This window comes from Bradyrhizobium sp. 154 (assembly GCF_023073875.1).
Lineage (GTDB): Bacteria > Pseudomonadota > Alphaproteobacteria > Rhizobiales > Xanthobacteraceae > Bradyrhizobium.
Genome location: NZ_JADPKG010000026.1, coordinates 1 through 25,668 on the forward strand (window position 1 = coordinate 1; position 25,668 = coordinate 25,668).

Annotated in this window: 19 protein-coding genes and 4 pseudogenes; 14 read left to right on the forward strand and 9 right to left on the reverse strand. The window is 57.8% G+C overall.

The features are described from left to right. The first annotated feature begins 570 nt into the window (after positions 1-570). The 3 genes from tnpB to IVA92_RS04490 all read left to right on the forward strand — a co-directional run bounded on the left by tnpB (position 571) and on the right by IVA92_RS04490 (position 2,886). Positions 571-918 carry an IS66 family insertion sequence element accessory protein TnpB gene (tnpB, locus tag IVA92_RS04480; protein WP_247278613.1) on the forward strand — a complete coding sequence of 116 codons (348 nt, stop codon included), beginning with the start codon at positions 571-573 and terminating at the stop codon, positions 916-918. Between the two features lie 70 nt (positions 919-988). Next, positions 989-2,638, forward strand: coding sequence for an IS66 family transposase (locus IVA92_RS04485; RefSeq protein WP_247278614.1), 1,650 nt, complete (start codon positions 989-991; stop codon positions 2,636-2,638). After that, positions 2,635-2,886, forward strand: coding sequence for a hypothetical protein (locus IVA92_RS04490; RefSeq protein WP_041751139.1), 252 nt, complete (start codon positions 2,635-2,637; stop codon positions 2,884-2,886). Before IVA92_RS04485 ends, IVA92_RS04490 begins: the two co-directional genes overlap by 4 nt. Positions 2,887-3,527: 641 nt before the next feature. Here IVA92_RS04490 and IVA92_RS04495 read toward each other — a convergent pair. The 3 genes from IVA92_RS04495 to IVA92_RS04505 all read right to left on the reverse strand — a co-directional run bounded on the left by IVA92_RS04495 (position 3,528) and on the right by IVA92_RS04505 (position 7,496). Beyond that, entirely contained in the window at positions 3,528-5,702 is a 2,175-nt protein-coding gene (locus IVA92_RS04495) for a peptidase domain-containing ABC transporter (protein WP_247278615.1), read from the reverse strand. After that, the gene (locus IVA92_RS04500; RefSeq protein ID WP_247278616.1) at positions 5,680-6,786 is read right to left on the reverse strand and encodes an HlyD family efflux transporter periplasmic adaptor subunit; all 1,107 of its coding nucleotides are present in this window, start codon (positions 6,784-6,786) and stop codon (positions 5,680-5,682) included. The genes IVA92_RS04495 and IVA92_RS04500 overlap by 23 nt, the downstream gene beginning before the upstream one ends. 521 nt (positions 6,787-7,307) lie before the next feature. Beyond that, entirely contained in the window at positions 7,308-7,496 is a 189-nt protein-coding gene (locus tag IVA92_RS04505; RefSeq protein WP_247278617.1) for a hypothetical protein, read from the reverse strand. A gap of 131 nt (positions 7,497-7,627) precedes the next feature. Here IVA92_RS04505 and IVA92_RS04510 point away from each other — a divergent pair, with 131 nt between their 5' ends. The 8 genes from IVA92_RS04510 to IVA92_RS04545 all read left to right on the forward strand — a co-directional run bounded on the left by IVA92_RS04510 (position 7,628) and on the right by IVA92_RS04545 (position 16,620). Continuing rightward, positions 7,628-7,837 (forward strand): hypothetical protein, encoded by a 210-nt coding sequence (locus tag IVA92_RS04510; protein WP_247278618.1) that lies wholly within the window; start codon positions 7,628-7,630, stop codon positions 7,835-7,837. A 334-nt stretch (positions 7,838-8,171) separates the two neighbouring features. Beyond that, positions 8,172-8,900 carry a response regulator transcription factor gene (locus tag IVA92_RS04515; RefSeq protein WP_247278619.1) on the forward strand — a complete coding sequence of 243 codons (729 nt, stop codon included), beginning with the start codon at positions 8,172-8,174 and terminating at the stop codon, positions 8,898-8,900. A gap of 531 nt (positions 8,901-9,431) precedes the next feature. Next, positions 9,432-11,876 carry a hypothetical protein gene (locus tag IVA92_RS04520; protein WP_247278620.1) on the forward strand — a complete coding sequence of 815 codons (2,445 nt, stop codon included), beginning with the start codon at positions 9,432-9,434 and terminating at the stop codon, positions 11,874-11,876. Positions 11,877-11,920: 44 nt separating this feature from the next. Further along, complete coding sequence (locus IVA92_RS04525; RefSeq protein WP_247278621.1) at positions 11,921-12,952, forward strand: TAXI family TRAP transporter solute-binding subunit; 1,032 nt, start codon at positions 11,921-11,923, stop codon at positions 12,950-12,952. Next, on the forward strand, positions 12,949-13,581 hold the full coding sequence (locus IVA92_RS04530; RefSeq protein ID WP_247278622.1) for a hypothetical protein: 633 nt from the start codon (positions 12,949-12,951) through the stop codon (positions 13,579-13,581). Before IVA92_RS04525 ends, IVA92_RS04530 begins: the two co-directional genes overlap by 4 nt. Positions 13,582-13,614: 33 nt before the next feature. Next, on the forward strand, positions 13,615-14,184 hold the full coding sequence (locus IVA92_RS04535; protein ID WP_247278623.1) for a hypothetical protein: 570 nt from the start codon (positions 13,615-13,617) through the stop codon (positions 14,182-14,184). Between the two features lie 423 nt (positions 14,185-14,607). Beyond that, positions 14,608-15,246 carry a hypothetical protein gene (locus IVA92_RS04540; RefSeq protein WP_247278624.1) on the forward strand — a complete coding sequence of 213 codons (639 nt, stop codon included), beginning with the start codon at positions 14,608-14,610 and terminating at the stop codon, positions 15,244-15,246. A 675-nt stretch (positions 15,247-15,921) separates the two neighbouring features. After that, on the forward strand, positions 15,922-16,620 hold the full coding sequence (locus tag IVA92_RS04545) for a response regulator transcription factor (protein WP_247278625.1): 699 nt from the start codon (positions 15,922-15,924) through the stop codon (positions 16,618-16,620). Positions 16,621-16,854: 234 nt separating this feature from the next. Here IVA92_RS04545 and IVA92_RS04550 read toward each other — a convergent pair whose 3' ends face one another. The 3 genes and pseudogenes from IVA92_RS04550 to IVA92_RS04560 all read right to left on the reverse strand — a co-directional run bounded on the left by IVA92_RS04550 (position 16,855) and on the right by IVA92_RS04560 (position 18,447). Then, positions 16,855-17,217, reverse strand: coding sequence for a hypothetical protein (locus IVA92_RS04550; RefSeq protein ID WP_247278626.1), 363 nt, complete (start codon positions 17,215-17,217; stop codon positions 16,855-16,857). Between the two features lie 355 nt (positions 17,218-17,572). Next, positions 17,573-18,250: pseudogene (gene istB / locus IVA92_RS04555) on the reverse strand (IS21-like element helper ATPase IstB); the annotation flags it as partial. 23 nt (positions 18,251-18,273) lie between these two features. Next, positions 18,274-18,447 carry a hypothetical protein gene (locus IVA92_RS04560; RefSeq protein ID WP_247278627.1) on the reverse strand — a complete coding sequence of 58 codons (174 nt, stop codon included), beginning with the start codon at positions 18,445-18,447 and terminating at the stop codon, positions 18,274-18,276. Between the two features lie 629 nt (positions 18,448-19,076). Here IVA92_RS04560 and IVA92_RS04565 point away from each other — a divergent pair. The 3 genes and pseudogenes from IVA92_RS04565 to IVA92_RS04575 all read left to right on the forward strand — a co-directional run bounded on the left by IVA92_RS04565 (position 19,077) and on the right by IVA92_RS04575 (position 22,667). Then, a pseudogene (locus IVA92_RS04565) lies at positions 19,077-20,106 on the forward strand (IS110 family transposase). 681 nt (positions 20,107-20,787) lie between these two features. Then, the gene (locus IVA92_RS04570) at positions 20,788-22,047 is read left to right on the forward strand and encodes a TAXI family TRAP transporter solute-binding subunit (RefSeq protein ID WP_247278628.1); all 1,260 of its coding nucleotides are present in this window, start codon (positions 20,788-20,790) and stop codon (positions 22,045-22,047) included. A gap of 56 nt (positions 22,048-22,103) precedes the next feature. Beyond that, a complete protein-coding gene (locus IVA92_RS04575; protein ID WP_247278629.1) occupies positions 22,104-22,667 on the forward strand; it encodes a hypothetical protein in 564 nt (187 codons plus the stop codon). A gap of 355 nt (positions 22,668-23,022) precedes the next feature. Here IVA92_RS04575 and IVA92_RS35925 read toward each other — a convergent pair. The 3 genes and pseudogenes from IVA92_RS35925 to IVA92_RS04590 all read right to left on the reverse strand — a co-directional run. Beyond that, a pseudogene (locus tag IVA92_RS35925) lies at positions 23,023-23,160 on the reverse strand (SOS response-associated peptidase); the annotation flags it as partial. Positions 23,161-23,190: 30 nt separating this feature from the next. Next, positions 23,191-23,617: pseudogene (locus IVA92_RS04585) on the reverse strand (hypothetical protein). Positions 23,618-23,927: 310 nt separating this feature from the next. After that, on the reverse strand, positions 23,928-25,640 hold the full coding sequence (locus tag IVA92_RS04590; protein WP_247278630.1) for a recombinase family protein: 1,713 nt from the start codon (positions 25,638-25,640) through the stop codon (positions 23,928-23,930). Positions 25,641-25,668: the final 28 nt, after the last annotated feature.

Here is a 25,668-nt window from a genome sequence, read left to right on the forward strand (position 1 = left end):
CCGCCACCCGGCAATACCGTCATGTGGCGCGGGCTGTCACGCCTCACCGACATAGCGCTAGGTGTCATGGTCGGAGGAGAATTTGTGGGTAATTGAAAGCCGGCGGCGACCGCCTTGTGTAGTTTGCGAGGCTGCCTGAGGATTTGACCTTAAGTCTAGCTTTAAGGTCACGTCGGGAATGCAGGTCAATGTGTTGGGCGCCGAGCGTCGGCGGCGATGGAGTTACGACGAGAAGGTCCGCCTTGTCGAAGAGACCTTGCAGCCCGGCGAGACGGTCTGCGGAGTGGCACGCCGGCACGGGGTGGCTCATAGCCTGCTGTTCACCTGGCGTCGACAAGCGCGCCAGGGGCGACTGGGCGGAGATGCTGCGCCTGCTCTTATTCCCGTCGAGATCACACCTGTAGCGGCTCCGATCTCGAGCGGCGCACCACAACTGGCGTCTTCACCGCCTGCGCAGCGTGCAAGGGCGGGAATCATCGAGATTGATCTCGGGAGCGGTTGTCGTGTTCGCGTTGACCGTGACGTGGACGTTGAGGCGCTGCAGCAGGTTCTTGAGCTGTTGCGACGACGATGATTCCGATTCCGAACGGCGTCAGAGTCTGGATCGCAACCGGCCACACCGATATGCGTCGCGGCATGCGAAGCCTGGCTCTTACGGTTCAGGAGAGCCTGAAGCGCGATCCCCATGCCGGCGATCTCTACATCTTCCGGGGCCGCAGCGGCGATCTGGTCAAGATTCTTTGGCATGATGGGTTGGGTATGTCGCTCTATGCCAAGCGCCTGGACCGAGGCAAGTTTATTTGGCCTTCGGCGTCGGACGGCGCGGTATCGATCTCAGCGGCGCAGATGGCCTATATGTTGGAAGGGATCGACTGGCGGAATCCACAACTGAGCTGGCGACCGAGAAGCGCTGGTTGAACACAAAATCCAGCAGATTTTGCATTTTTGGGGAGTCCCAACGCTTCCAATCTGTGATTCACTGTGTGGCATGGATGCTGAGCGCGACGCTGTTCCGGATGACATTGCCGCCCTGCAAGCGGCGCTGGCAGCCGAGCGCGCGAAGAGTTTGGAGATCGCAGCTGAACTTGCGGTCGCCCGTGCGAAAGCGTCTGAGGACGAAGCGCTGATTGCCCAGCAGAAGCTGCAAATTGCCAAGCTAAAGCATCAGATCTACGGCCAGCGGTCGGAGCGTTCGTCGCGCCTGGTCGAGCAGTTGGCCTTGACGTTCGAAGAGTTGCAAAGTGACGCCACTGAAGACGAACTGGCGGCAGAGCGCGCTGTGGCCAAGGCGATGACGGTGCGCGGATTTACGCGTAAGCGCGGCGAACGCCAGACGTTCCCTGAGCATTTACCGCGCGAACGAGTGGTGATCGAGCCGCCGACGGCTTGCGAGTGCTGTGGCGGCAATCGTTTGCGCAAGCTCGGCGAGGACGTGACGAGGACACTGGAAGTGGTACCGCGCCAGTGGAAGGTGATCGAGACCGTGCGGGAGAAGTTCTCCTGCCGCGACTGCGAGAAGATCAGCCAGGCCCCGGCGCCATTCCATGCCGTCGCACGGGGATGGGCCGGCCCGAGCCTGTTGGCCATGATCATGTTCGAGAAGTTCGGCCAACATCAGCCCTTAAACCGCCAGGCTGAGCGCTACGCCCTGGAAGGCGTGCCGATCGCGCTGTCGACCATGGCGGACGCCGTAGGATCGGTCAGGGCGTCGCTGGATCCCCTGCTGCGCCTGGTCGAAGCCCATGTGATGGCGGCCGAGCGCCTGCATGCCGATGATACGACGGTGCCGGTGCTGGCCAAGGGCAAGACCGATACGGCACGGTGCTGGATCTACGTCCGGGACGATCGGCCGTTTGGCGGCGCCGGGCCGCCGGCGGCGATGTTCTACTACTCCCGCGACCGCAGGGGCGAGCATCCTCAGGCGCATCTGGCGGGGTATGCCGGCATCCTGCAGGCCGACGCCTATGATGGGTACAACCAGCTCTATCTAGCGGGACGCCACCCTGGACCGATCCGGGAAGCGGCGTGTTGGGTCCATGCGCGGCGCCCATTCTTCGCCATGGCCGATATCGAAGAGAATGCGCGTCGCAAGGCCACCGGCAAGAAGGAGATCCCGCTCTCGCCCATCGCGGTCGAAGTCGTGCGGCGGATCGATGCGTTGTTCGAAATCGAGCGCTCCATCAATGGCAGGAGCCCCGAAGAGCGTCTGGAGATGCGACAGACGCTGAGCCGGCCTCTGGTCGAGGACCTGCAGGTCTATATGCGGGAGCAGTTCGCTAAGCTGTCCCGTGGGCACGATCTGGCCAAGGCGTTCAACTACATCCTGAAGCGGTGGGCGAGCTTCACGCGGTTCCTGGAGGACGGCCGAGTCTGTCTCTCGAACAATGCCGCCGAAAGAGGCTTGCGAGGCATCGCCCTTGGACGAAAATCCTGGTTGTTCTGCGGCTCTGATCGCGGCGGACGGCGCGCGGCTTCCATGTATAGCTTGATCATCACGGCCAAAATGAATGGCGTCGATCCACAGGCCTGGCTCACGGATATCCTTGCCCGCATCGCCGCCCACCCAGCTCACCGGCTGGACGAGCTTCTGCCCTGGAATTGGACGCCGGCATCAGCGTTCTCCGCTCGAGCGGCATGACCACGCACGTCAACAAGGTTCATCACGTCACCACCATCACCCAGGTCGCAAAGGACCTCGGTGAAGACGAAGACTGGCTGCGCGACATTGCCATCGAAATGGAGATCGAGGACGGCCTGATCTGGGTCTATGGCGTCGGCGAAGATGGTGTTCAGGCGTTCACCGACTTTGGCATCGAAAACCTGATCGAGCTCGTCAGGTTCTACAAAGAGAACCCCAAGCTGCTCACGCGCTGGCAACGGGAATGATCCAAACAGCCTGCGGCCTACGCCGGATGCGTACCTCCTGAAGGCCGGAAAGTGCGTCCAAAAGCGCAATACCGCGTCGTGATACCCACTTTGGCCGCCATTGGACGATCCGACGCGACAACATCGGCTGCCCGCAATGATGGGCGACCACGGCCGCGTGCCGACCTATCCGTTTGCACACAACCAAGACCCAAAACGGAAGTAAGGCGGCCCTTTTGACCCGACGCGGGTCATATGTGGTTGCCAATGTCCTAGTTGAAACCGGGCGTTTCCAGCGGATGAGAAAAGGGCACGTTTGGTGCAACGCGAGTACCGTCCCCTTCATGATCGATGCCGCACAAGTTCTCCTGAACGATCCGAAGCTTAGGTCCATTGCCGCTCTGGACGGGACAGAACCGTTACCGTCGTCACTTTGCTCATTTGTTTGCAAATTAATGAGCAAAGCATCTCACGCTTGAGCACGATCCGGCAAGGCGGCCTTCCACCGGGGGGCTTACCTCTCATCGGCTGTTACACGGGAACAGGATTGCTCCCGTGGAACTCATCGAGGCATTCGGGCAGTAACGTAATTGCCCAGGATCCGCTGCCTGGTCATCAATGCCGCCGCAGAACAACGAGAGTAATCGTAAGCGGGTCTGGGCCTAACCTGGAGCGCTACGCTCCTGCTTTTCTAGCTTTAGGAAGTTAGGGATGACGGCTTCATCCGGTTGGCAGTGCTCACCGCGCCTCAGATCGCTCGTCAACATCCTTGCAATTCGCAGAATTCGATCTGCTCCGCTGCTTGTCTCCGGCCGGTGCGCCACATTTATCCGAGTCATTTGCAAGCTTTTAAGGCTCTCGTTGATACGCTTTTCGTTATCCACGTCCAAATGGGCCGTGCCCTCGTCCAGAAACAGAATGCTAGGCTGTCGATAAAGCGCCCGCGCGAGCATTAGTCGTTGTTTTTGTCCACCTGATAATGAGCTACCCATGTCTCCGATTAGACTGTTGTAGGTCATCGCCATCGCCATGATTTCTTCGTGTATACCCGCCAGCTGCGCGCATTGAATCATCCGCTCTTCGTCGAAAGTGGCGTCAAAAAAGCAAATATTATCGGCAATAGAGCCTGAGAGTAGTTGATCCTCCTGCATCACTGCGGCGACGTGCTCACGATAGGCTCTTCCACCAATCGTCGAGAGAGGAACATTGTCGATCAGCACTTCCCCGCCTGTCGGTTCCAGCAACCCGAGCATGACCTTGACTAGGGTCGTCTTGCCTCCGCCTGAAGGACCCATAATCGTGATAAATTCCCCTGGTTCAATGATAAAGCTGATGTCTTCAAGTACAAAAGGATCCGTTTCAGCATATCGAAAAGAGACCTTTCGCAATTCGATCCGGCCCTGAACGCGCGGGGTATAGGCCAACGGCCGATCATGGCCCCGCTCAAGGGGGTTTAGGGCAATATCAGCCAAGCGCTCCAGATGCAGTTCGATAATTCGGAAATCAAGAACCTTTTCGACGAACTGAACGGCCTTCTCGATAAACTGCTGTTTATAGCTAATGAAGGCGAAGATCATGCCGATCGTCAAGTGATTGCCTAGAGCCAGTTGGACGGCGAGGTAAATGCTGAGAATGTTCTCAAGTCCAAACAGCGTGTCGTTGATACCTGTGAAAGTTATTCTGATGTGACCCAGCCGAACATTGGCGCTTACTACATCCGCATAACGGTTAAGCCACTGGGTCTCGCGGTCTGTCTCACGATTGAAAATCTTCAGGCTTTGGATCGCGCGCAGGGTCTCGATGAACGTCGAGTTTTCATGAGCCTTGGCTTCTATCACGGCTAAGTTGCGCTCTCGCAGCACGCGATAGAGACTTAGACGCACTGCCGCATAACTTGCAAATGTAACAAGAACGACGACCGCGAGTTGAGTGCTATAGACAAAAATCATTGCCAGCGTTGCAACCGCCATTACGCCATCAATGGCGGCAGTTATCACGCCTTCTGCGAGTGCCGTGCGAATTGGCTCAATGGACGTGAAACGCGAGAGGACATCGCCGATGTGCCGCTTTTCGAAATAGGCGATCGGTAATCTGATCAGGTGGTGAAACAGACGAGCGCCGATTTGGAAGTGCAACGCGTTCTGGACAACTAGAATGATCGAGGAGCGGATAATAGTGGAAACAACTTTGATGGCAGTTAGGAGAGCAAATCCAAGAGCCAGGACCGTCATCAGATCGGCATCGCCCCTGGCGCTGACCTCATCGACACTGAGCTGAAGGTAGAAAGGGCTTGCAATCACAAATGCTTCAAGAACTATTGAAAGCACCAAAACCTGAGCCAGTGCATGTGCGTTACCGCGCAGCTGGCTCCAGAAGGTTGAAAATGGAAGGCACGCTCGCTCGTCTTTAGGAAGAAATGCCTCGGTTGGGGATAGCTCAAGAGCAACGCCGGTCAGATGCTTGGAGGCTTCGACAGTCGGAAAGAACCTCTCTCCCAAAGCCGGGTCATGCACCACAATACCTCGCCTCGTGGTCGACTTCAGGACTACGAAATGGTTCATGTCCCAGTGCACGATCGCGGGCAGGTGCAGGTCCCTGATCTTATCAAGCTCATAGCGCAGAGGACGACTAGCTAGTTGCATCTGGCAGGCCACCTGAATTACGGCTCTTAGCGTCACACCCTTTAGCGAGACGGGATAGCGTCGCCGCAACGTGTTCAGATCAATTTGGTGGCCATGATATGAACTTATCATAGCAATGCACGCGAGACCGCATTCCGCTGCTTCTGTTTGTCGGATTACCGGTAGGTGATGCCTACGGTTTAGTACATGCACCATGATTGCATCCTGAGATTGACATTCTGACGCTGAGCAATGGATCGAGCAACCATCTGATCAGAGATCGTCTTTCAAGAATGATGTCTGCTTTCAAAAGCATGTCGGCCTGAAGCCGTATACGCTTGCCATACGCGTCAATGTCTGGGCGATCGAGTCTCGCCGTGACCCTGTAGGCAGGCTCCTTGAGCTCAATGGGTGCGGAGGTCTCAGCGCGCGTCAACATCGTCTGTGAGACTTCACTTACGCGGCCGCGATATGTACCGAACTGCTGATAGGGGAACGGCTCGTATAGTATTCTGACGTCCTGCCCCGGCTGAACAAAGCCTATGGCCTTGGCCGGAACAAACAGGTTTGCTTGCAGCTCACTGTGGTCAGGGACGATCTGCATTTGCGGTCTTTGCGGATCTGCGAATTGACCAACAGTCGCTTGCAGAATTGAGATGCGTCCCGCCGCTGGCGCTCGCACCTCGTACGCCCGGCGTCCACTAATTTCGGCTATGCGCTGTTCTGTCGTGGCAAGTGCGCTGCGCAGGTTCTGGATCTTTCCTTCCGTGATAGTCGGCAGCTGTTCGAGGGAAGAACGGGCTTCGGTAAGCTCATTCTGCCGAGCGGCTGCCTGCTGCTTCAAGGAGTCGAGCTTCTGCTTCTGCTCGAGCGCGGCGATTTCCCGCTTTTTATATTCCACGTCTGAGACTATCCCTCTGGCCGCCAGGCTCGTTACAGACGAAACGAGTTCGCTGGACAACCGAATTTGTTCGCGCTGGTTCTCTATCTGAGCGTCGAACCGCGATACTTCAGTTTCGAGACTTGCAATTTTGGCTGATAGGCGCGCTTCCTCGGAGTTAATGCGGTCCTGTTCCGCACAGATTTGATTTCTTAGTGATACTTGCTCCGCCCCGAGTGTGCCGAGCATCACATCGTTCACGTCCTGCCCATTTGCCGCAATCTGAGTAGTTTCGATGGTTAAAAGCCTCTGCCCTCTTTTGACCTCCTGACCCTCTTTGACATGGACCTCTTTGATTGTTCCCGACTTGGAGGCGAAAATCTTCGCCGTGCCGGCGACCGGCGTCAGGTAGCCCGCCACGGTCTCCTTTCGAGCATATTGTCCGAGAAATAGGAATGCGGCCGTAAGTGCGACTACCGCCGCAATCAGCCAGCTTATAACCTTCGTCGATCTCGTCTGGAGCAACGCGACCCGGCCCCACTGCCGATGGTCGTGTTGGAACTCAACTGCTTCCTGGCGAAATAACAGAAGCTGCGATGACACGGCTCCAGAACCCAATTGCTATGTACCTCGGGACACGTCTCCGTCCATCAGAGGCTATGTTGGTGAACTGAAACCCACTACCTACTGGGCTTGCCGATCGACATAGCGTCAATGATGGTCCTGTTATTCGTTATTACGTCGAGTTGGCTCCCGCCAGTTTGGGTGATGGTTCGATCTGACGATCTCACAACGATCGCGATGTGGATGCTCTGACCCGCAGAGACCATGTCAATGTCGCGCTCGTCCAACTCATAAAGCGCGCGCTTATAAGCCATTGGGATTCTCCTGTTGAAGAGCCCGCTCCTCCGCAAGTTCGATCGGGACGAGCGGGCAATCACTTACCCGACTTGAATACCAGTATTGTTGTTGTTGGACTGGTAGATCAAGACGTCCTTGCTCTTGTTCACCACAGCAACGTTTTTCTGGAAGGCCCAAATGTCTCCCGTTCTGAAGCCGCCCCCGCCACACACTGCATCCAGTTCCTTGTCGGCCAACTCACGCATTCCATTGTTGCTAGTCATGGTCATTGCAGCCTCCTGTTTCAGTCGGTCTGACGCAATAGATTGCCCGTGTCGGCAGTCTTCTTGCGACACAAAATTGTACGTAGATTTCAGTGTTGCGCAACGCTGCATGAAGCGTACGACATTTGAATCGTCCAATGGGCAATATCGTCGTGTACGACCGTTGCCCCGAGAACGGCGATACGACCTTTGACTTAAAACCATTTTCCTTCTGTTGCGATGCGCGTTCGGATGATGACCCTCCGAGCAATTGGACGCTGGCCGCCGCGCTGCGCCGCATCGTGCGATCGATGGCTCCGATGCGCATCGACCTGAACGCGCCCGCCGTTCGCTGGCCTCATACCTGATCTGGCTCCCCTGATACGTGATCTAGGGCGCGTCTCGCCTCGCGGCCGCGTTCACCATTCTATTGATGGGAGCTTCATGTCTGATGGGGCTTCATATCCCATCCCCCTCTGAGGTGATGGACTCTACCCATTTTGAAGGGGATTGCGGGACTCGGGCCAACTGAGTTATCTGAATTACAAATCGCAATGTAAGTGTGTGGGGCGCAGACGCATGAGTTGCGGAATGTCTATCCCTCACGGGAAACCGCTAGTTGCGATTATAGACTCAAAAAGCCTGCGACGCGCGAGCTTGATAAGCTTCTTTCAGCATTGGGCAAACTCGGAAGATCTGAGGTTGACATCTTTCGATGTCGATCAGGCCTGCGAAGCACTTCACGCACAAACAGACATTCGGATGCTGATTGTCAACGTGGGCGGCGACTCCGTCGCTGAGCCTGGAAACTTGCAAACATTTATGATGCTGCGTGGGCAATCAGGTGATGTACCCTTAATCATTATCTCGGATAGAGATGATCCTCAAGAGATCGCTGCCGCAGTCGCCGCTGAGATAACAGGCTTTGTCCCTACCGGTATAGACGCCAATCTCGCATGCGAGGCATTATCATTTATCCTACATGGTGGTTCGTATTATCCACAAGCCGCTATTCGTCAGCTTCAGCGGCAATCAGCGCAAAACCAATCACAGGAAGAGAGACCGCGATCACACTACTGCAGCGCTGGCTCCGCACTGAAATCCGATCAGAATGGGCGCAGGAGGAAAAGCAAGCTGACGGGACGAGAAGGAGAGGTGCTTGAGCGTGTCCGCCTCGGAGACTCTAACAAGATGATCGCGCGGGAGCTCGGGATGACGGAAGCAACTGTGAAGGTATACGTAGGCCAATTGATGAGGAAATTTGGTGCAGCAAACAGGACGCAATTGGCTCTCGTTGGAAATCAGGGTATCGCGCTTGATTGTACTGGGTTGGCTGAAGTCCCGGTCGCAGAGGACTGTGCTAACGCGGCTGACGTCGAAGAACGGAGTGTCGAACCAATGTTGTGTTTTGATAACATCCTGACGAGGTAGACGAAACGAGCTGATCGACGAACGACAGGCTGTAGTCGATATCGCATTCGAGCGGCTTCCTCGCTGTATGGCCGCAACGCTTGAGGGACGCCGAGAAGAGCGGCCAACATGGTCTAAGTGGGCGCAACAAGGTACCTATTGCGCATTCCAGCGAAGCAAGGCCTTTCGTTCGCAGAAGCGGAGCTCCCGTTGGGGCGACGCAACGACTAGGCACCTTCTGTAACCTGGTGTCGCATTGCCGACGATCGTTTCGCCGTTAGGACTTTTGAGCGGATCGCTCGCGATCTCCGGATGATGTGTGTGATGGAGTAGGTCCTGCCCTGAGCCATCCCGAACCATGAGCACATCACCTTCAATCGCCAACGGATGCATCCCGCCTCAACGGTCTATCGTGCACGACCCTAACCCAAAAGGATAGACAAGGGTCGGCCATCCGAGGAACAGAAAAGGTGCTGCCCCTCCTCCATGCGAGGAATGGCGGCGCAAAGCTGCGAAGAGTATCGTTGGGCATCGCAGTTGGGGCGGTTCGCCATGCGGAAGTTGATTAGGTATGCTCCGGAAAAAGAGCAGAATGATCTTCTTAAAGACGCAAACGCTTGCGCAGCATCGCGTGACTCCGCCGAGTCACATATTCTTCTTGCACAACCGCCGGCGCGCCAGGTTTTCCCTCATGGGCGAGCGGTGGTCCTCATTGCTGTAAGCGTCCTGGCGGCCACATCAGGGGCGGAAACGCGCGCGTCTTCGGAGTCCCCGCAGGTACAAGGGCCCGCCTCCGCCGGTTCGCGATCGTCCAATGTCGGCAACGCTTCGACCCGGCTTATGCAAGCGGCGGCAAACAATCCAATCTCGCGACAGGCGCCGGAAGAACACCACGGAGCAGAGCTCCTGCCGCCTGAGTTGGTCACCGCAAAGGACTCTTATCTCTCCAGTCGGGCCAGCAGCGAAAAAGTAATGCATATTTCGCAAGCGGCCGTCGGCGATATAGGACAATCTCCGGAACGCCGCTCGGCGGAGAGACGGTCCTGCGAACTCACCGTTGGAACGCGCGCTCTTGGATTGCTGCAGCCTCTCGAGCCGAAGCATCAGCGGGCTGATTCGCTGGACCAGGAGTTCACCGGAAATCTGCGCGAAAGTGAGGCCCAAACAGCACTAGCAGCCAAGAGAGAAGAGAGCGCGGCGCCACCGCACGTCACGGACAGTGGCGCGGCCGAGTTGCGAAAGTTGCTGCAGCAGGAACGCGAACGAGCGTCGCAGCTCGAACAGGATTTGGCATCTGCCAAGCGCGATGTCGAGACGCAAGCGGCCTTGGCAACTAAGGCAAACGAGGAAACCAGCCGATTAAGGCACGCTGCAGAGAGTGATGCGACGCAGGTGAAGCGATCGCTACAGCAGGAGCATGACAAAGCGGAGGCGCTGGCAAAAGAGCTTTCAACCGCGCGCACGCGGACATACGCATACGAGGCGCAGGCCCGTAAAACCGATGAGCAACTGCAAGACCTCAAGAAGAGGGTATCGGACAGTGGCGCAGCCGGGTTGCGAGCATCCCTGCAGCAGGAACGCGAACGAGCCTCGCGGCTCGAACAGGATCTGGCATCGGCCAAGCTCGCCCTCGAGACGCAAACGGCGTTGGTAACTAAGGCTCAGGACGAAACCAGCCGACTGAAGCATGCAGAGAGTGACGCGGCGCAGTTGAAGCAATCGCTCCAGCAGGAGCATGACAAGGCGGAGGCGCTGGCGAAGGAGCTTTCAACCGCGCGCACCCAGACATATGCCTACGAGGCGCAGGCACGTAAAACCGATGAGCAATTGGAGGACCTCAAGAAGAGGGCAGCGGACAATGGCGCAGCCGAGTTGCGAACATCCCTGCAGCAGGAACGCGAACGAGCCTCGTGGCTCGAACAGGAGCTGACATCGGCCAAGCGCGACGTCGAGACGCAAACGGCCTTGGTAACTAAGGCTCAGGACGAAACCAGCCGACTGAAGCATGCAGAGAGTGACGCGGCGCAGTTGAAGCAATCGCTCCAGCAGGAGCATGACAAGGCGGAGGCGCTGGCGAAGGAGCTTTCAACAGCGCGCACCCAGACATATGCCTACGAGGCGCAGGCACGTAAAATCGATGAGCAATTGGAAGACCTCAAGAAGAGGGCAGCGGACAATGGCGCAGCCGAGTTGCGAGCATCCCTGCAGCAGGAACGCGAACGAGCCTCGCGGCTCGAACAGGAGCTGGCATCGGCCAAGCGCGACGTCGAGACGCAAACGGCCTTGCTAACTAAGGCACAGGACGAAACCAGCCGACTGAAGCAGGCTGCAGAGAGTGATGCGACGCAGTTGAAGCGATCGCTACAGCAGGAGCATGACAAGGCGGAGGCGCTGGCGAAAGAGTTCCAGGCGGCGCACGCCGCGAGAGATGAATACGACTCCCGAGCTCGCAATGAGAGCGGGCAAGTTGAGCAGCTAAAGAAAGTGGCGGAAACGGAGACTACGGAGCCGCACAAGTCGCTGCAACAAGAACAAGCAAGCGTGAAGCAAGTCGATCCTGCGTCCGAGCGCAGGAACAACCACGCGCTTACAGCCGCAGTGGTCGCCAGCGCGCGGCCGATTCCAAGCGCTAGTAATGAGCTTGAGGCTGACAGGGCAAAACCCCTCGAAGCAGACCAGATCAAGTCAGCACGTGTCGGAAACGAGCGGCCCCACAGCGCCGATGAGGGCGCGGCCGCGGGAAGATTGGTCGCACGCGCGAGGATGTTGCTTGAGCAGGGCGATATAGGCGCCGCTCGGATTGTGCTTGAGCGCGCGGCTGAAATAGGAAACGCACAGGCAGCCTTCGCACTAGCGGAGACCTACGACCCCCACGTTCTTCCCAAATGGTCAACAGTTGGCACCCTTGGGGACGTGTCAAAGGCGCGAGAGCTTTACGCAAGGGCGGAGGCGGTCGGCAACACGCAAGCGAAACAGCGATTGGAAGCGCTTCGGTAGAGGAGCTGCGGCGCTGGTCATTCTCTCACGAAAAGGAGTACCACATGCTAAAGTTCTTTCGACCACAATTATTGCTCGCTGCTCTCGCTCCTTTGTTCCTGCTGCAGCCCTCCGGCCTGGATGCGCGAACGAAAGGTGCCAAGATGGACACTGCTGCGTCAGCGCAGACACCCACTCGTCCGGAACCGAGAGTGACGATGAATGCCTGGACCGTCGGCCTTGCCGGAGGCCTCCTCGAGGGCGCGCCTATCCGTCTTGCTGCAGAGATCGCTCGTGTTGCTGACGACGGCGACAATCTTCATGTATTGCCTATCGTGACGCGAGGAGCCGCCGAAAACGTCAACTCACTGCTCTATTTGCATGGCATCGATGCGGCCATCATCAATGCCGACGTGCTCGACGAGTACAAGAGGCAAGTGCCGGACATTCAGCATCGCCTCGCCTACGTGCTGAATCTCTTTCCCTCCGAACTGCATATTTTCGTTCGGCCGGAGATTCACAGTCTGACAGACCTGGTCGGGAAGAAGGTAAATTTCAACAATCAAGGTACTGCCGCAGCCTATTCTGGGCCGCTGATCTTCAGCCGTCTCGGACTTGACGTGCAACAGACCTTCATTCCGCATCAGGTCGCGTTGGAACAAATGCGCAAGGGTGATATTGCTGCGGTCGTGTTCATCACGTCCAAGCCGGTCGAGCCCTTCGTGCGTGGACGCTGGGACCCTGGATTCAAGTTCCTGCCGGTACCGTACGAAAGCAGGCTGGAAGATTACTATCTTCCTGCATCTCTCGAAGCATCCGATTATCCCGGCCTTATTAAAGAAGGCGAACACGTCGACACGATCGCCGTGCCGACTGCGTTGGTCGCCTACAATTGGCGAAATAACACGTATCGCTATGAGCGTGTCGCTCGCTTTGTCGATCATCTGTTCTCCCGCGTCGACAGACTGCAGGAGCCCGGATTTGATCGAAAATGGAAATCGATCAATCTAGGTGCGACGGTGCCCGGGCTTACCCGCTTTCCAGCGGCGCAGGTGTGGCTGGATAACCATTCTCGCGCTACGCAGGCATCGAAATGAATCGCGCGATCTTTACCGCGGCTTCCGCGCTCGCTTTCGTTACAGGAGTGGCACCCGCGCAGAGCGCCGAGAATCCGCTGGCGCAACTTCGTACCTGTAGTCTGATGCAGCGCGAGGAGCGGGTGGAATGTCTGGACAAGCTCGCGCGAAGCATCGGGCCGCCGGCCGGGCCCACAGTGGCGGTAAGCGAGTGGGTCGTCAGTCAGACGATTTCGCCTGTGGATTACACGCCCATCGCCACCGCGACGACCTCGTCGCGCGAGGTCGCAGGCGGCTCACCGCTGCAGCTGACCATGCGTTGCCGGGGTGAACGGAGCGAACTCGCTGTCTCCGGCCCCGCGATCTCCGGGCGGGCTGAGGATTACGTCGTCTCCTACAGCACCAAGGGTGGCCAGCCCGTCCAAATCGCTGCGGCCACTCCTGCATTCGGGACCGGTATTGCGTTCAAGGCCGATCCGAGGGCCTTATTTCAGTCGCTCCCAAACGATGGCGAACTGGTCGTGTACATTGCTTCCCGCCTGGGGGCCTCTCAACATGGAACGTTCTCCTTGGTCGGACTTGAGGCGGTGCGCACCAAGATTGCCACGGCATGCAAATGGCCTGCCGCCATCGCAAAGCCGAACAGCTAATATTGGCACAAGGAAAGCTAATGGGAGGTGGTTATGTTACCGCAAATTGCGCTAAATGGAACAACAAGCCTGGCGATGCTTCTTGTGGCGGTATCTTTGTCTACGGCGCAGGAAGCTGCGCGACCTGGCGACCGGGCGCCGGAGCCCCTTCTGCGAAAACAAAAAGCGGTGGTTGCGACGAAAAATGACGTGCGCCGCTTATCGAGCTCAGAGAATCGATCGACGGCTAAGAACAAAGAACATCGCCTCATCTTGCAGGTGAATAGTAACGATGCGGCGGCGATGAATCTGACCCTGAACAACGCTACAAACGTTGTGCAACATTATAAAGACATGGGCGAGAAGGTTAAGATCGAAGTGATCACCTTCGGGCCCGGCTTGCACATGCTCCGCACCGATACCTCGCCGGTGAAGGACCGAATTGAAACGATGTCGTTGAGCACGCCGGATGTGATGTTCAAAGCGTGCGGCAACACGCGGGAGAACATGCGCAAGCATGAGAACAAGGAGATACAGCTCATTCCACAGGCTCAAGTCGTCAACTCCGGCGTGGTACGCATTATGGAGCGGGAGGAGCAGGGCTGGACTTACGTCAAGCCCTGACCGTGTTACCGCCAAGGCTTCGCGAGCCCAGCTGCGTAGATACATAAAATTCACGGCCGCAGGATCAGATTATGGTCCAGCGACGTATAAAATCGGCGCGCGTGCTGCCGAGACCCGGCGAACCGGGTGGCAAGTTTGTTCGGAGCTGCTTAGGGATGCTCTCGCGGCGCTGAGTCAGTGTTAGCGCTCGCTCGCAACTCCGTCGCGATGGCCTCACGCATACGTCAGGGGTAGCAGTCTCCGATATGTCGCTCGGATGACCCCGTAGCACTCGCAACTCGCATTCTCGAGCCCCGAACGATCCAGCACTCGGATCCTCCCGTAGGACGTCTCGATGAGCCCATCGTTTTGAAGCTTCTTGAGAGCCAACGACACGGTCGGTCGTACCGTACCAAGCATTTCTCCCAAGAATTCGTGCGTGAGATGGACAACGTCACCCTCAGTTCGGTCAAGGCCCATAAGGATCCAGCGCGCGCATCGCGAGAGCACATCATGGGCTGCATTACACGCAACTTGCTGCAGAACGTGTGCGGCGAAGGCCTGTTGAAAGCGACCGACGAGCATACGGATTCCTTCGCTTTCGGAAACCGCCTTCTTCATCCGATTGAGTTTGACCACGGAACAACGTCCCGGAATCTGCACAATCGACCGCGTCAGAGCAATGCCGTCGCCATGAATCGCAAACGACCCAACGATCCCTTCACAACCGATTGTACCCGTTTCAATCGTCCCGCCCTCTTTCAGGTGGGTCAAAAGCGATACAAGCGCTGTATGAGGAAAGTAAATCCGGTCCACCCGACTATGCCAGTCGAACAGGACATCACCGCGCGAGAACTCGGCTTCCTCCGGTTTGAGAAGCTCAATCTCGGCTGGCGACATGGCGGCAAGCACTCTATTCTTAGCCAGCTGCCTTATCATCGTAAGTCTATCCTTGGAAAACGAATATCAGTATTGGCATTCGCCGCCGAAAGATCCGATGGCAAATACCTCGGCCGGTCGGCTTGCACAAGCTTTGAGCAGCGAGCGCATCCGTGCAAGTACATCCTTTGGACTACTCCATAACGATCAGCGATCCTAACATCGTTCAAGAAGTCGATTGGGCCGCGTAAGAGCGTCCTGCCGTAGAGAGCTAATTGATTGTGAACTGCACGCCCGCCCAATCCTCGTATTTCGAACAGGTGCGCCCGGGAGCTTGCCGCCGATTTCGGTTCCACTTTGGTTCAGCGCGAAATAAAGTGGTAAAGTGTATTGAGCAATACAGACTCTCACATGGTTTCTATGCGACTGCCTCTGCAATAGCGGCTGCATATACAGAGCGCGTGCTCGGCCTACTATGTAGTCGCGCTACGTCACATGAGCGCAGTGCTGCGGGCCTAAGCTGCGGCGATTTCCCGTTTCATCGGTATCTTGCCGGTAATGGCGCTTGTCTATCGTAGGCAAAGGAGCCTCCGATTCGCGAGATGCAGGTTCAGCCAGCCCGCCTGGAATATAAATATACCAATAACTGCCACCGACCGGCATCCTGTCGTTTGCGACATTTGAATTGCCTGCAGGAGATCAATTATGAGCAGGAGATCTATCAGGAGGAAACGCTCTCTAACGACCATAGTCATTGGAGGAAACAGCTTACGAAAAGACGCTCTTACTGAATTCCTACGCTCTGCGGATTTTGGCACTGTGAGTTCAGTGACATGTGCTGATCGATTGTACGTAAGGAAATTCGAACAGGGCCAAAAGTTGTTTGTCCTTGTACATACCGGCGACGATTTCCAGATTGTCCGCGAGCAAATCGAGCCTCTCAGACGCGGTCACCCAGATGGGCGCGTAGTTGTGGTTGCCGATCGATACCGGCCAGATGAAGTGGCTGCAACATTTCAGGCCGGTGCTAATGGGTATTTCGTTGACGTCATGAGCCGTGACGTATTCACCAGATCGATCGAACTCGTGATCATGGGCGAAACAGTGTTTCCTCCGGCATTCCTGCCCTTATCCCTCGATCTCAAGGGCGGACACAATGATCGCGCAACCGCGCGCAAGGACCTGACAGTCACGCCAGATGAACGCAGTGCACAACAGCTTTCTCCGCGGCAAAAATCGATTTTGCGCTGCGTCATCGAAGGCGATTCGAATAAATGCATCGCACGGAAGATCGACATCGCGGAATCGACGGTTAAGGTTCATGTAAAGGCGATCCTTCGCAAAATCGGCGTGCACAATCGGACGCAAGCCGCCATTTGGGGCATTAGCAACGAGCTTAGCGAAAACGCCAACTCACCGCCCGTCGCGCCAAACTTGCTGGTCCCGCACTCTGTCCAAGCAAGGGCCGCAGTCAAACGAAGCGACGCATCTCTGATAGCAAACAGCAGCTTGGACGCGAGAGCTGTAGAAGGGGCCGCTCAACTTCACGGCCGTTCGCTTCTCAAAGCACGGTTATAAGCTTCGGAGGCACATCGAGAATGCCTTCAAAAGGTTGAAGGACTTCCACGGCGAGGGGCAGTGACATTCGCGGTGAAGGCGATGAACTTGCTCGCTCGTTGCGAACAGGTTTGCGAAGATCGACGCGGGGTGCGCCACCGCCGAGGCCACACGATGCAGGGGAATTACATCCTCAAGCGTGTCAATCGGCTTGCAAATTTGGCGCCTCGTATTGCCGCATCCGCGAATGTTACCCTAATGGCACCATTGCCGATGACGGTCGGATGTCGATTGATCGGCCGCGCCAGATGGTTTCCCGGCTTGCTCGACGAGAGGGGCTGTAGGCGGGCCGGGCCCTACATAGCCCGAGCCGTCCACAACCCCGGGCAATGGGGCAGCGGTCATGGCGTCGCCGAGCGGGCCTTGGGCGACCAACCGTTCGGCAGCCGTCCGTCTGAGCACCCTCAGCAGATGTTGCACAATCGAATGCTGTCTCTTTCCGAACTCCTCGGGGTATTTCTCGCTCAGCCGGCCGACAATTGCGAGCGCCGTGAGCTGCGGCTGCTCTGCGAGCCAGGCTTCGATCGCAGCAAGATGCGGGTCGAGCTTGGACGGCATGCGACCTCTGGTCTTATAGGGCCGACGAGTTCGCCAGTGCGTTCCACGCGGCTCGCCGACCGTCACCGTCTTGCCGAGCGGCTTCGCGAACGTCGCCGCGGTCGCTGTCAGGGCGCTAGTGTGAGCGGGTTGCAGGCCGCGCGCCTGTCCGGCACGATGATCGACGCGATTGCTAGCTCCTCTTGGGTTGCGCGAATCTCCGCCAACAGTGCGACCAGATCAAGCGAGCGATACTGATCGCGGAGCCGTTTCTTCACGGCTGCGGTCACCCTGGGATGCGCCAATGCACGGTCGTAGGGCGTCGATGGGAGATGATACCGCTTGATCACTTTAGCCCCTTCGCTACGCTTCTCCTTCAGCTTGAACGACGGCTGGAAGAAGTTGACATAGAGCCCGTGCCGCCGCATAGAGGCGGCCCATCATACGCGCCGTCTCGACGCCATCGAACCGGCCATAGCCCATGAGGCGGCGGACGACCGCACCATTCTGCTGCTCGACAAACGTCGTCTCGGCTCTTGAACCGCCAGCTATCGTTGCCGGTCTCGACAATGTCGCAGTGATAGGTCAATCGGTCGAGCAGCGCGGTGGTCATCTTGGCATCGCCGAACACACTCGGCCATTCGCCGAAGGCGAGATTGGTGGTCACGATGACGGAGGCGCGCTCATAGAGCCGGCTGACGAGCTGGAAGAGAAGCTGGCCCCCGGACTGAGAGAAGGGCAAATAACCGAGTTCATCCAGCACGATGAAGTCGATCCGGGCCAGATGCTCGGCGAGCCGTCCTTGCCTTCCGTTGCGGGTTTCGCTCTCAACGCGATTGACGAGATCGACGACGTTGTAGAAGCGGCCTCGGGCACCAGATCGGATGCAGCTTCTGGCGATGGCGATGGCCAGGTGGGTTTTACCGGTGCCGGTGCCGCCGACCAGAACGACGTTGCGCTGCCGTGCGATGAAGCCGCCGCCGGCGAGATCATTGACGAGCGTCTGGTTGATCGGCGTGCCGTCGAACTGGAAGTCGGCGATCTCCTTGGCTACCCTCGCGATCAAAACTACGGTGTTTACTTGGCGTTCGCGCCGGGGCGGTCGTGCGGATTCCCTGCGAAGACGTCTACCTTGTGGTCACCTTCATTCTTGCCGCTTCCCTGGGCCGGCGGTGCGCCACCGTGGACAAAATCCAACTCGGTTTCGGCGATCTCTCTCAAATCGTCCATCTTTTTCAACGGAGTATCCATGACATTCTCCTTGGATCTGTATTGGACGAATTCTTGATCGGCGTTCGATCCCGCCGACTACTGGAGTCCCGGGGGCAGGTCTTTATTTTGGCCCGGAGGGGCATTACCATTCCCTGAAGTAGTGGTCATCTGCGATGCACCGTGGGGCTGCCCGCCCGGGTTCGCAGTTGTTAATTTTCCACCACAGACCTGCTCTAGTTCTTTCTCACTGAGTTCTCTCCGCGTGCGTCTGTCTTGCATGATGTTCTCCTTGCTTTGCTTGGAAGCGAACTGCTCTCGCGCGTTCAGCCCCGCAATACTCTCGCCAGAAACAGGCGCCTGCAATTCAGCGTTGGCTTTATGTCTTTCGATTTACGTCGTTCGGTAATCGGGACTCTAGCCCCACCAACGTGCGTTATAGCCTGCACTCGGGATGGGAACGCCGCAATCCGAACGCGCGCGCTCGCGCCATGAAACAAGAGGAGAAGTCGGGCAATCAGGCCACAGATTTAACAGCCGTAAGTAAGTAGCCAAGTCCCATTCCTTGATTATGACGTCCGCTTTTGATGCTGTGGACGGCTCCTCCACGGGCACGAGAGTGCCAAGGATTGGGCGCCGTTTGAGGCTCCTACGATTCGGAGGAGCAGCCTATGCAGTCAATTTCGACGATCGGTCTGGATATCTCGAAGTCGGTCTTCAAGTGCATGGCGTCGATGCAGCCGGCCAGGTGGTGATCCGGCGCCAACTCAGGCGCCGGATCATGCTGTCGTTTTTTGAGAAGTTGCCGCCATGCCTGGTGGGGATCGAGGCTTGCGCGTCATCCCACTATTGGTCCCGCGAACTGCAGGCGTTGGGGCATACGGTGCGGTTGATGCCTCCGGCCTATGTGAGGCCCTACGTCAAGCGGCAGAAGAACGACACCACGGACGCAGAGGCCATTTGCGAGGCGGTCACGAGACCCAACATGCGGTTCGTGCCGACCAAGACGGTCGAGCAACAGAGCTGTCTGATGCTTCATCGCGCGCGCCGTCTCTTTATCCGCCAGCAGACTGCCGTCATCAATTCAATCCGGCCTATCTTGCCGAGTTCGGGATTGTCGCCCCGGTCGGTCGCCGAGGTGTCGAGCAACTGCTGGAAGTCGTCGCCGATACAGCTGACCGCCGGCTCCCGGAGGTGGCCCGCGCGTGTCTTGAGGCTCTCGGCAGTCAGTTGCGGGCACTGAAGGCCAAACTCCTGGAGTTCGACAGACGCATCATCGCCTGGCACAGATCAAGCGCGACGAGCAAACGGCTGGACGCGATTCCTGGTGTCGGTCCGGCGCTGGCAACGGCGCTGGTCGCGAGCGTTGCTGATGCCAAGGCCTTCCGATCAGGTCGGGACTTCTCGGCCTGGGTTGGACTCGTGCTGAAGCAGAACTCGAGCGGAGGCAAGGACAAGCTTGGCAGTATCAGCAAGCAGGGCGATCGCTATTTGCGCAGCCTGTTCACGGCAGGCGCACTCGCCGTGATACGCTATGCCAACATCCATGGAACGGGGCATCGACCCTGGCTCTCCGCATTGCTGGCCCGGCGAGCAACCAAGGTCGCCGCCATCGCGCTCGCCAACAAACTCGCCAGGATAGCCTGGGCGATAATGGCGAGGAACGAACGCTACAAGGAACCCGCCGCTCTCATGGCGTAAAACGAGATCACGCCGGACATGCCGGTGTGACTTAACGGTTGGAAGGGCGAACAGCACTTAAATGCAGCGCCGGTCGATCCGGCGATCAGGACAACCCACACGGGCCACGGCATCGTTGAAATGCGTGCTTTTGATCGGGACCTGATCCGCGGAGGGCATTATGGCCAGCGGTCACGTGAACCGCGCAAACAGGCCGAACACATGGCCGCACCGACCAACGCCGCAAAGTGAAGATTCTCCTTGCCAACCCGGAGCCGTCCACACATGGCGCCGGAGGCGAAGATCCCGATGGGAATCAGCGAGTCAGCTATTCCTCAAACCCCAGATCGTCGTCGGCTCAATCCAATATGACTTCCGCGCTTGAGAAAGAGCTTGAGCGTGGGGAACGAGGCGCATCACACAAGGTACGTGCCGGCCATGACACGGAAGGTCGGGCAAATACCTCGAAAGAGGTATTATTCGGCTGATGAGCCCACGTTAGAGTGTCGGACCACGTATGGGCGTCCAAATTTTGACCTTGCCTGATCGAGGGTGGAATCACACAGGCGCGAGCGCAGATCGAGGCAACGATAAGCGTCATGAAATATCGGGGAGGCGCGACGTGCAGGCTCGATTGGTCTAAGGCAGCTTGGCCGACCTAAAGGCACATGCGACGCGACAGGGCTAGGCGGAGACCCTACGATGAAAATAGGATCAAGAGGCATCTTCATTGCCATTGTCGAGGACCGCCAGAAAGCTTGTAGATCGCATCGCAAGCTTCTGCCTGTGCGAATGGCGATCGTTGTTTTCTTGCTATTGGCCTGCGTGTTTCATCAGGCTATGCCATCGATCGCGCGAACGAGTGAGCCTGAAGCTGAACCACAGATACAGCCCTATCCAATGCAGGCCATGCCTCGCCTGGCACAAGCCAAGCGCTCCCCTAACTCAAATACGGTTGGGATCGTGACGGGTCGCCCAAACGCGACCGACTTTGCAATCGCTCATGAGATCTCGACGGTTCTCGCGACCGGACAGGAGACTGGTCCGAGAGGGGAGGTCGCACTGCGGATTCTGCCGATGGTCGGCAAGGGCGGCATTCAGAACGTTCGTGACGTGCTAACCCTACCGGGCGCCGACATGGGCATTACGCCCACAATTCTGCTCGAGCGCCTGCGCGCCAGCAAGGAGTTGGGTGATATCTCGAAGAGCTTGGTCTACATCGCCCCCCTCTTCCACGAAGAACTCCACATCCTTGCGCGCCCAGAGATCCGCACTGTTGCTGACCTCGCTGGAACACGCGTCAACCTTGGGGAGGAGGATGGCGGTACGGAAGTCTTGGCGCGGGACATCCTCAGTCGACTGGGCGTGAAAGTGACAGAAATTAATGTTGATCAGAATGCAGCTGCGGAAGGCATGCGGAGCGGCGACATTGCGGCCACCTTGTTCATCACGGGCAAACCCGCCCGTTGGCTCGAACGATACGGGCGCGAGGACGGCTTCCATCTCGTTCCGGTGCCATACACTTCATCCTTGGAAGGGGATTATCTGCCGGGGACTTTCACCCACCAGGATTATCCGAACCTGATCGCTTCTGACGGGCGCATCGAGACGCTTGCGGTTGGTTCGGTCCTCATTGCTTCCAACTCGCCTCGGACAAGCGAGCGATACCAACGCTTGGAGACGTTCGTTTACGCGTTCTTCTCGCGCATTTCGGAGTTTGAGGGTCCAGCGCGGCACCCGAAATGGAAACAGATCAATCTTGCGGCGGTGTGGCCCGGGTGGAGCCGCTTCGCTCCCGCGGAACGCTGGCTGAAGCAGCACCACTTGGCAACACCCGATGCCGACTCGCGGGCGGAGTTTGAGCGGTATTTGGATCAGTCGGGCATTGTTCCTTCCGCCACCGAGCGCGAACGCTTGTTTCAGGGTTTCCTGCGCTGGTGGCGGGAGCGGAGAGGCCGCTGACCGATCTCATATCCGTTACAGGGTGGCCTTCGAGCAGCAATGGTAGGGGCATAACAATGATGAAGTGTGTATGTGCCATAGGCTTTCTGGCCCTGGCCATCCTCGCCGTGCCTCTGGCGGCGAACGCGCAGACAGCACGCAAAACCGAGACGCTCACGCCCAGTCCGCCGAATCGATTGGCGGTGCACATAAGCGACCGTGCTTTCGACCTTAGGGGCAGATTGAGCAGCACGAGCTACATGCACAGGCGCAAGCCTAAACGAGTGGCGGTGCACATCAGCGACAGACGGAAGAGCGAGCGCATAGGATATAAGCAGGTGAGCTCGCTCGTAGATTTTCCGCCCTTCTTCCCCGGTATCGGCGCGCTTTACGTTCAGCCCAACACGCTCCCGAACGGACCATACCGTGCTTTCGACCGCAACGGCAGATTGAGCAGCACGATCTACATGCTCCCTATCGAGGACCTTGAGAATCGAAAACGATTCGATCTTGAAGGCCTCGCCGGAAAGGGGGACCACGTAACCGCCTACTTCAATTCCGGTCATCCTGGACTCGATAAGCCCCATTATCACATCCACATTTGGCACGTGAGCAAGAAGGGGGAAGAGCAGGTTAAATAGCGAGTAGCAGGATCTTAGGCATTGAAAGGATCGTGTGTGTCCGCAGACATTTGGTGAAGCAACTTCGGACTCCGCAGACGCCGAGATGGTGCAGGCGAAGTGTTGGACAAAAACATCCTGCCGCAGATTCCCGTCAAGCGCCTCGCGAACCGGAGGAGATCGCGCGCAGGGGTTTTCCTCGCCACCGACGAGGCTGGTTTCATCATCATGTGGCGCCCTCTCGTGGCTCCTGAGTTGAGGATCCTCGCGGACCAATGCTGATGTCGGGCATCGCCTTTGGCGCAAGGACCGGTCGGTCACTGCAGCGCTGTGGCACGCGATGCCCGCGCCCGACTTGCTTCACATCGACGACGCGCCCGGTCCGGACGATGGGTGCCTTGTAGTCCGGGAATACGCCTAGCATCGGCGCTAAATTACCGCCGTGTTGATTGATCACGCGAAACAGCGCGCTGATGGCGGCTTGGTTGGTGGTGATCGAATATAGATTGCAGATGGTTCCACCTAACCCGATTTGCAACTCGACCTAACGTTCTTCAGTTGGATGCACCCACTTGTAAGGCGTGATTTGCCGCGCCTCGATCAACTTGATCATGCGCGCGGGCGGCGCGTATCGCGGTGTGCGGCACGATCGGCACTTCAGCGAGGCTTCCAGCTTCCAGAGCGGCGTATCTTTAGGCCGGCGGATGGCGTCGAGAGGCAGGCTCGCGCGCGTCCTTGCAGCGGACGCACTCGACCTCCAGCCAACCAAGGCCGCCGTTGAGGCACTGACCGACCGTTGGGGAGGGCTGGGCAGGTCCGCCGTAGCCCTCCATGCGCACAGACCAGGCTGCTCCCTCCGCACGATCTGCCTCACGTTCGGCCTCCTGGGCACGCTTGCGGGCACCCTGCGCATGGATCTTCGCGCCCATGATCCGGCCGCCCCAGTTGACTTCGCGCGACTTGGTGCCCATGCGACATAGATTCCGGCGAACGGGCTGGGAGGCAAGCCGCTAGGCCTAGCGGCGTCCCCTGGCATGACGCCAAAAGGTTGGTCAACGACCAAAGAGCCGGCCTGAGAAATATTTTTGAAATACCGAAATTTTTCGGTTGATCCGTCGGGCAAAACAGTGGTTCATAAGGCGCTGGTTCAGTAACGAGGGTCAGCGCATATGGCCGATGAAATCGAGACAACTTCCGAGCTGTCAAAGATTGCAAAGCTCAATGGAGACTTCAGGAGGAACTATGGCACACTACTAGGGGCATTCCTGTACTTGCGGTCGATCAGTGCTGCGCGCAGTCGCTCCGCGTTTTGGGCCGCGTTCGCGTCCGTGGTCTCTTCTGCTGGCTTAGCGTTGTTGTGGAAGCACGGTTTTGAATGGCTGACCGGCGGCTGACCTTGCGTTCATGCAACTCAAAGCCGCACTGAGGTCCATCCAGCCGCTGATGCAGGGCGCTGATGACAGTCGCAAATGTGGGGCACCTACCTTGACCAAAGACCCGCGTCGAAATTCGCACGCGTCCGTCTCTTGTCTTGGGCAGATTAGCTGTGGGGAGCAGGAAGAAATCCTGGATCCGCTCATTGGCGGCATCAAGTCTAACGATCAGGACGAGATCAGATTTCTTGTACTTGAGCCTTAGTACCTCCCATCGAGGAGTAGGTCCGGAATATTGTTCTCCGTCAGATACCGCCCGCGCCAAGGTGACCGATACAGTCACATTGCTGCTTATAGTCAGCAGGCGGAGCTCTTGAAGAAAAGTGATGCTGCGCCGGCGTTTTTCCACCTCGCCGATGATGTCGCGGGCGATGGAGGCGATCAGTCGGTCCACCTTTGCCGCGGTCTCGCGAAAGCAATAGCGGGGATTGGGTTCGAAGCCGACCAGCCTGAATGCCTCCGCCAGCGATCCGAAACGTTGAGCGTAGGTCTTATTGTGGGGGATACTCTTTGTGGTCATCATCAATTTCAGCGACAAGCGGCCCTTCCGGCGGAACAGGGTGCGTAGGCGCTCGAGCATCTGTGCGTTGGACAGGACGCGTCCATGCTCGACCTGCGCAAGTCGACGCTGCGCCTTAGCGAAGAGACGTGGCGCAATGAGAGGCTTGAAGGCATTGTCCCGGCGAACCCACATCTCAGGCGGGTTGGCCACCTGCTTTTCGCCGAGCTTCTGAGAGCGACGGTTATAAACCAGATGCCCGGCATAGGCCTCGTTCTTGAGGGTGTTGCTGATGGTCAGCGAGGTCCACGGCTTGCCGCGTGCGTTGGGAATGCTGTTCGCATTCAAGTCGATCGCGATCTGTGTTCGGCTCTTTTTCCGGTCGACGAACGCCTTGAAGATGCGGCGCACGACCTTCTGCTCCGGCGCGGGACCGGGCACTAGCACGGTGCGCTGAGCTTTTAGGCTCTTGTGTTCCCCGTACTCCAGGACCCCTTTAGGCTTACCATGCTCGTCAAGCAGCATGCGGCGCAACCCATAGCCGGCCGGACCGCCGCGCCAGTAGCCGAGGCTTACGACCTGACACTGTCCGAGGAAGACTTTCTTTGACAGCTGCTTGCTGTAGTCGGCAGCCGCGACCCGCTTGATGTTCTTGAGAACAATGGAGGCCAAGCTCCCGTCGTTCTCGAACTCATCGGCGCAGTAGTGGACACGGACGCCCGCGCGTTTGCAAATAAACTCATAATAGGCGCTTTCATCCACGTCCTGAAACCGTCCCCATCGTGTGATGTCATACACCAGCACGCAATCGTAGTCGGCGCGGCCAAGCTGGACGTCCCGAATAAGATCCTGGAGCCCGGCGCGTCCCTGGATGCGAAGCCCACTGCGGCCGGCATCGGCATAAGTGCGGACAATTTTGATGTGCCGCCGCGCGGCGTGCGCGGCTATCGCCGCCATTTGGTTCTCGATCGAGTATTTCTGGGCATCCGTTGACATGCGGACGTATTGCGCGGCTTTCAATCCACGCAAAGCGGCATCGGCGGGAGGTGCTGTTGTCTGCATGGAACCGGCCCCGCTTGACTTTGAAAGG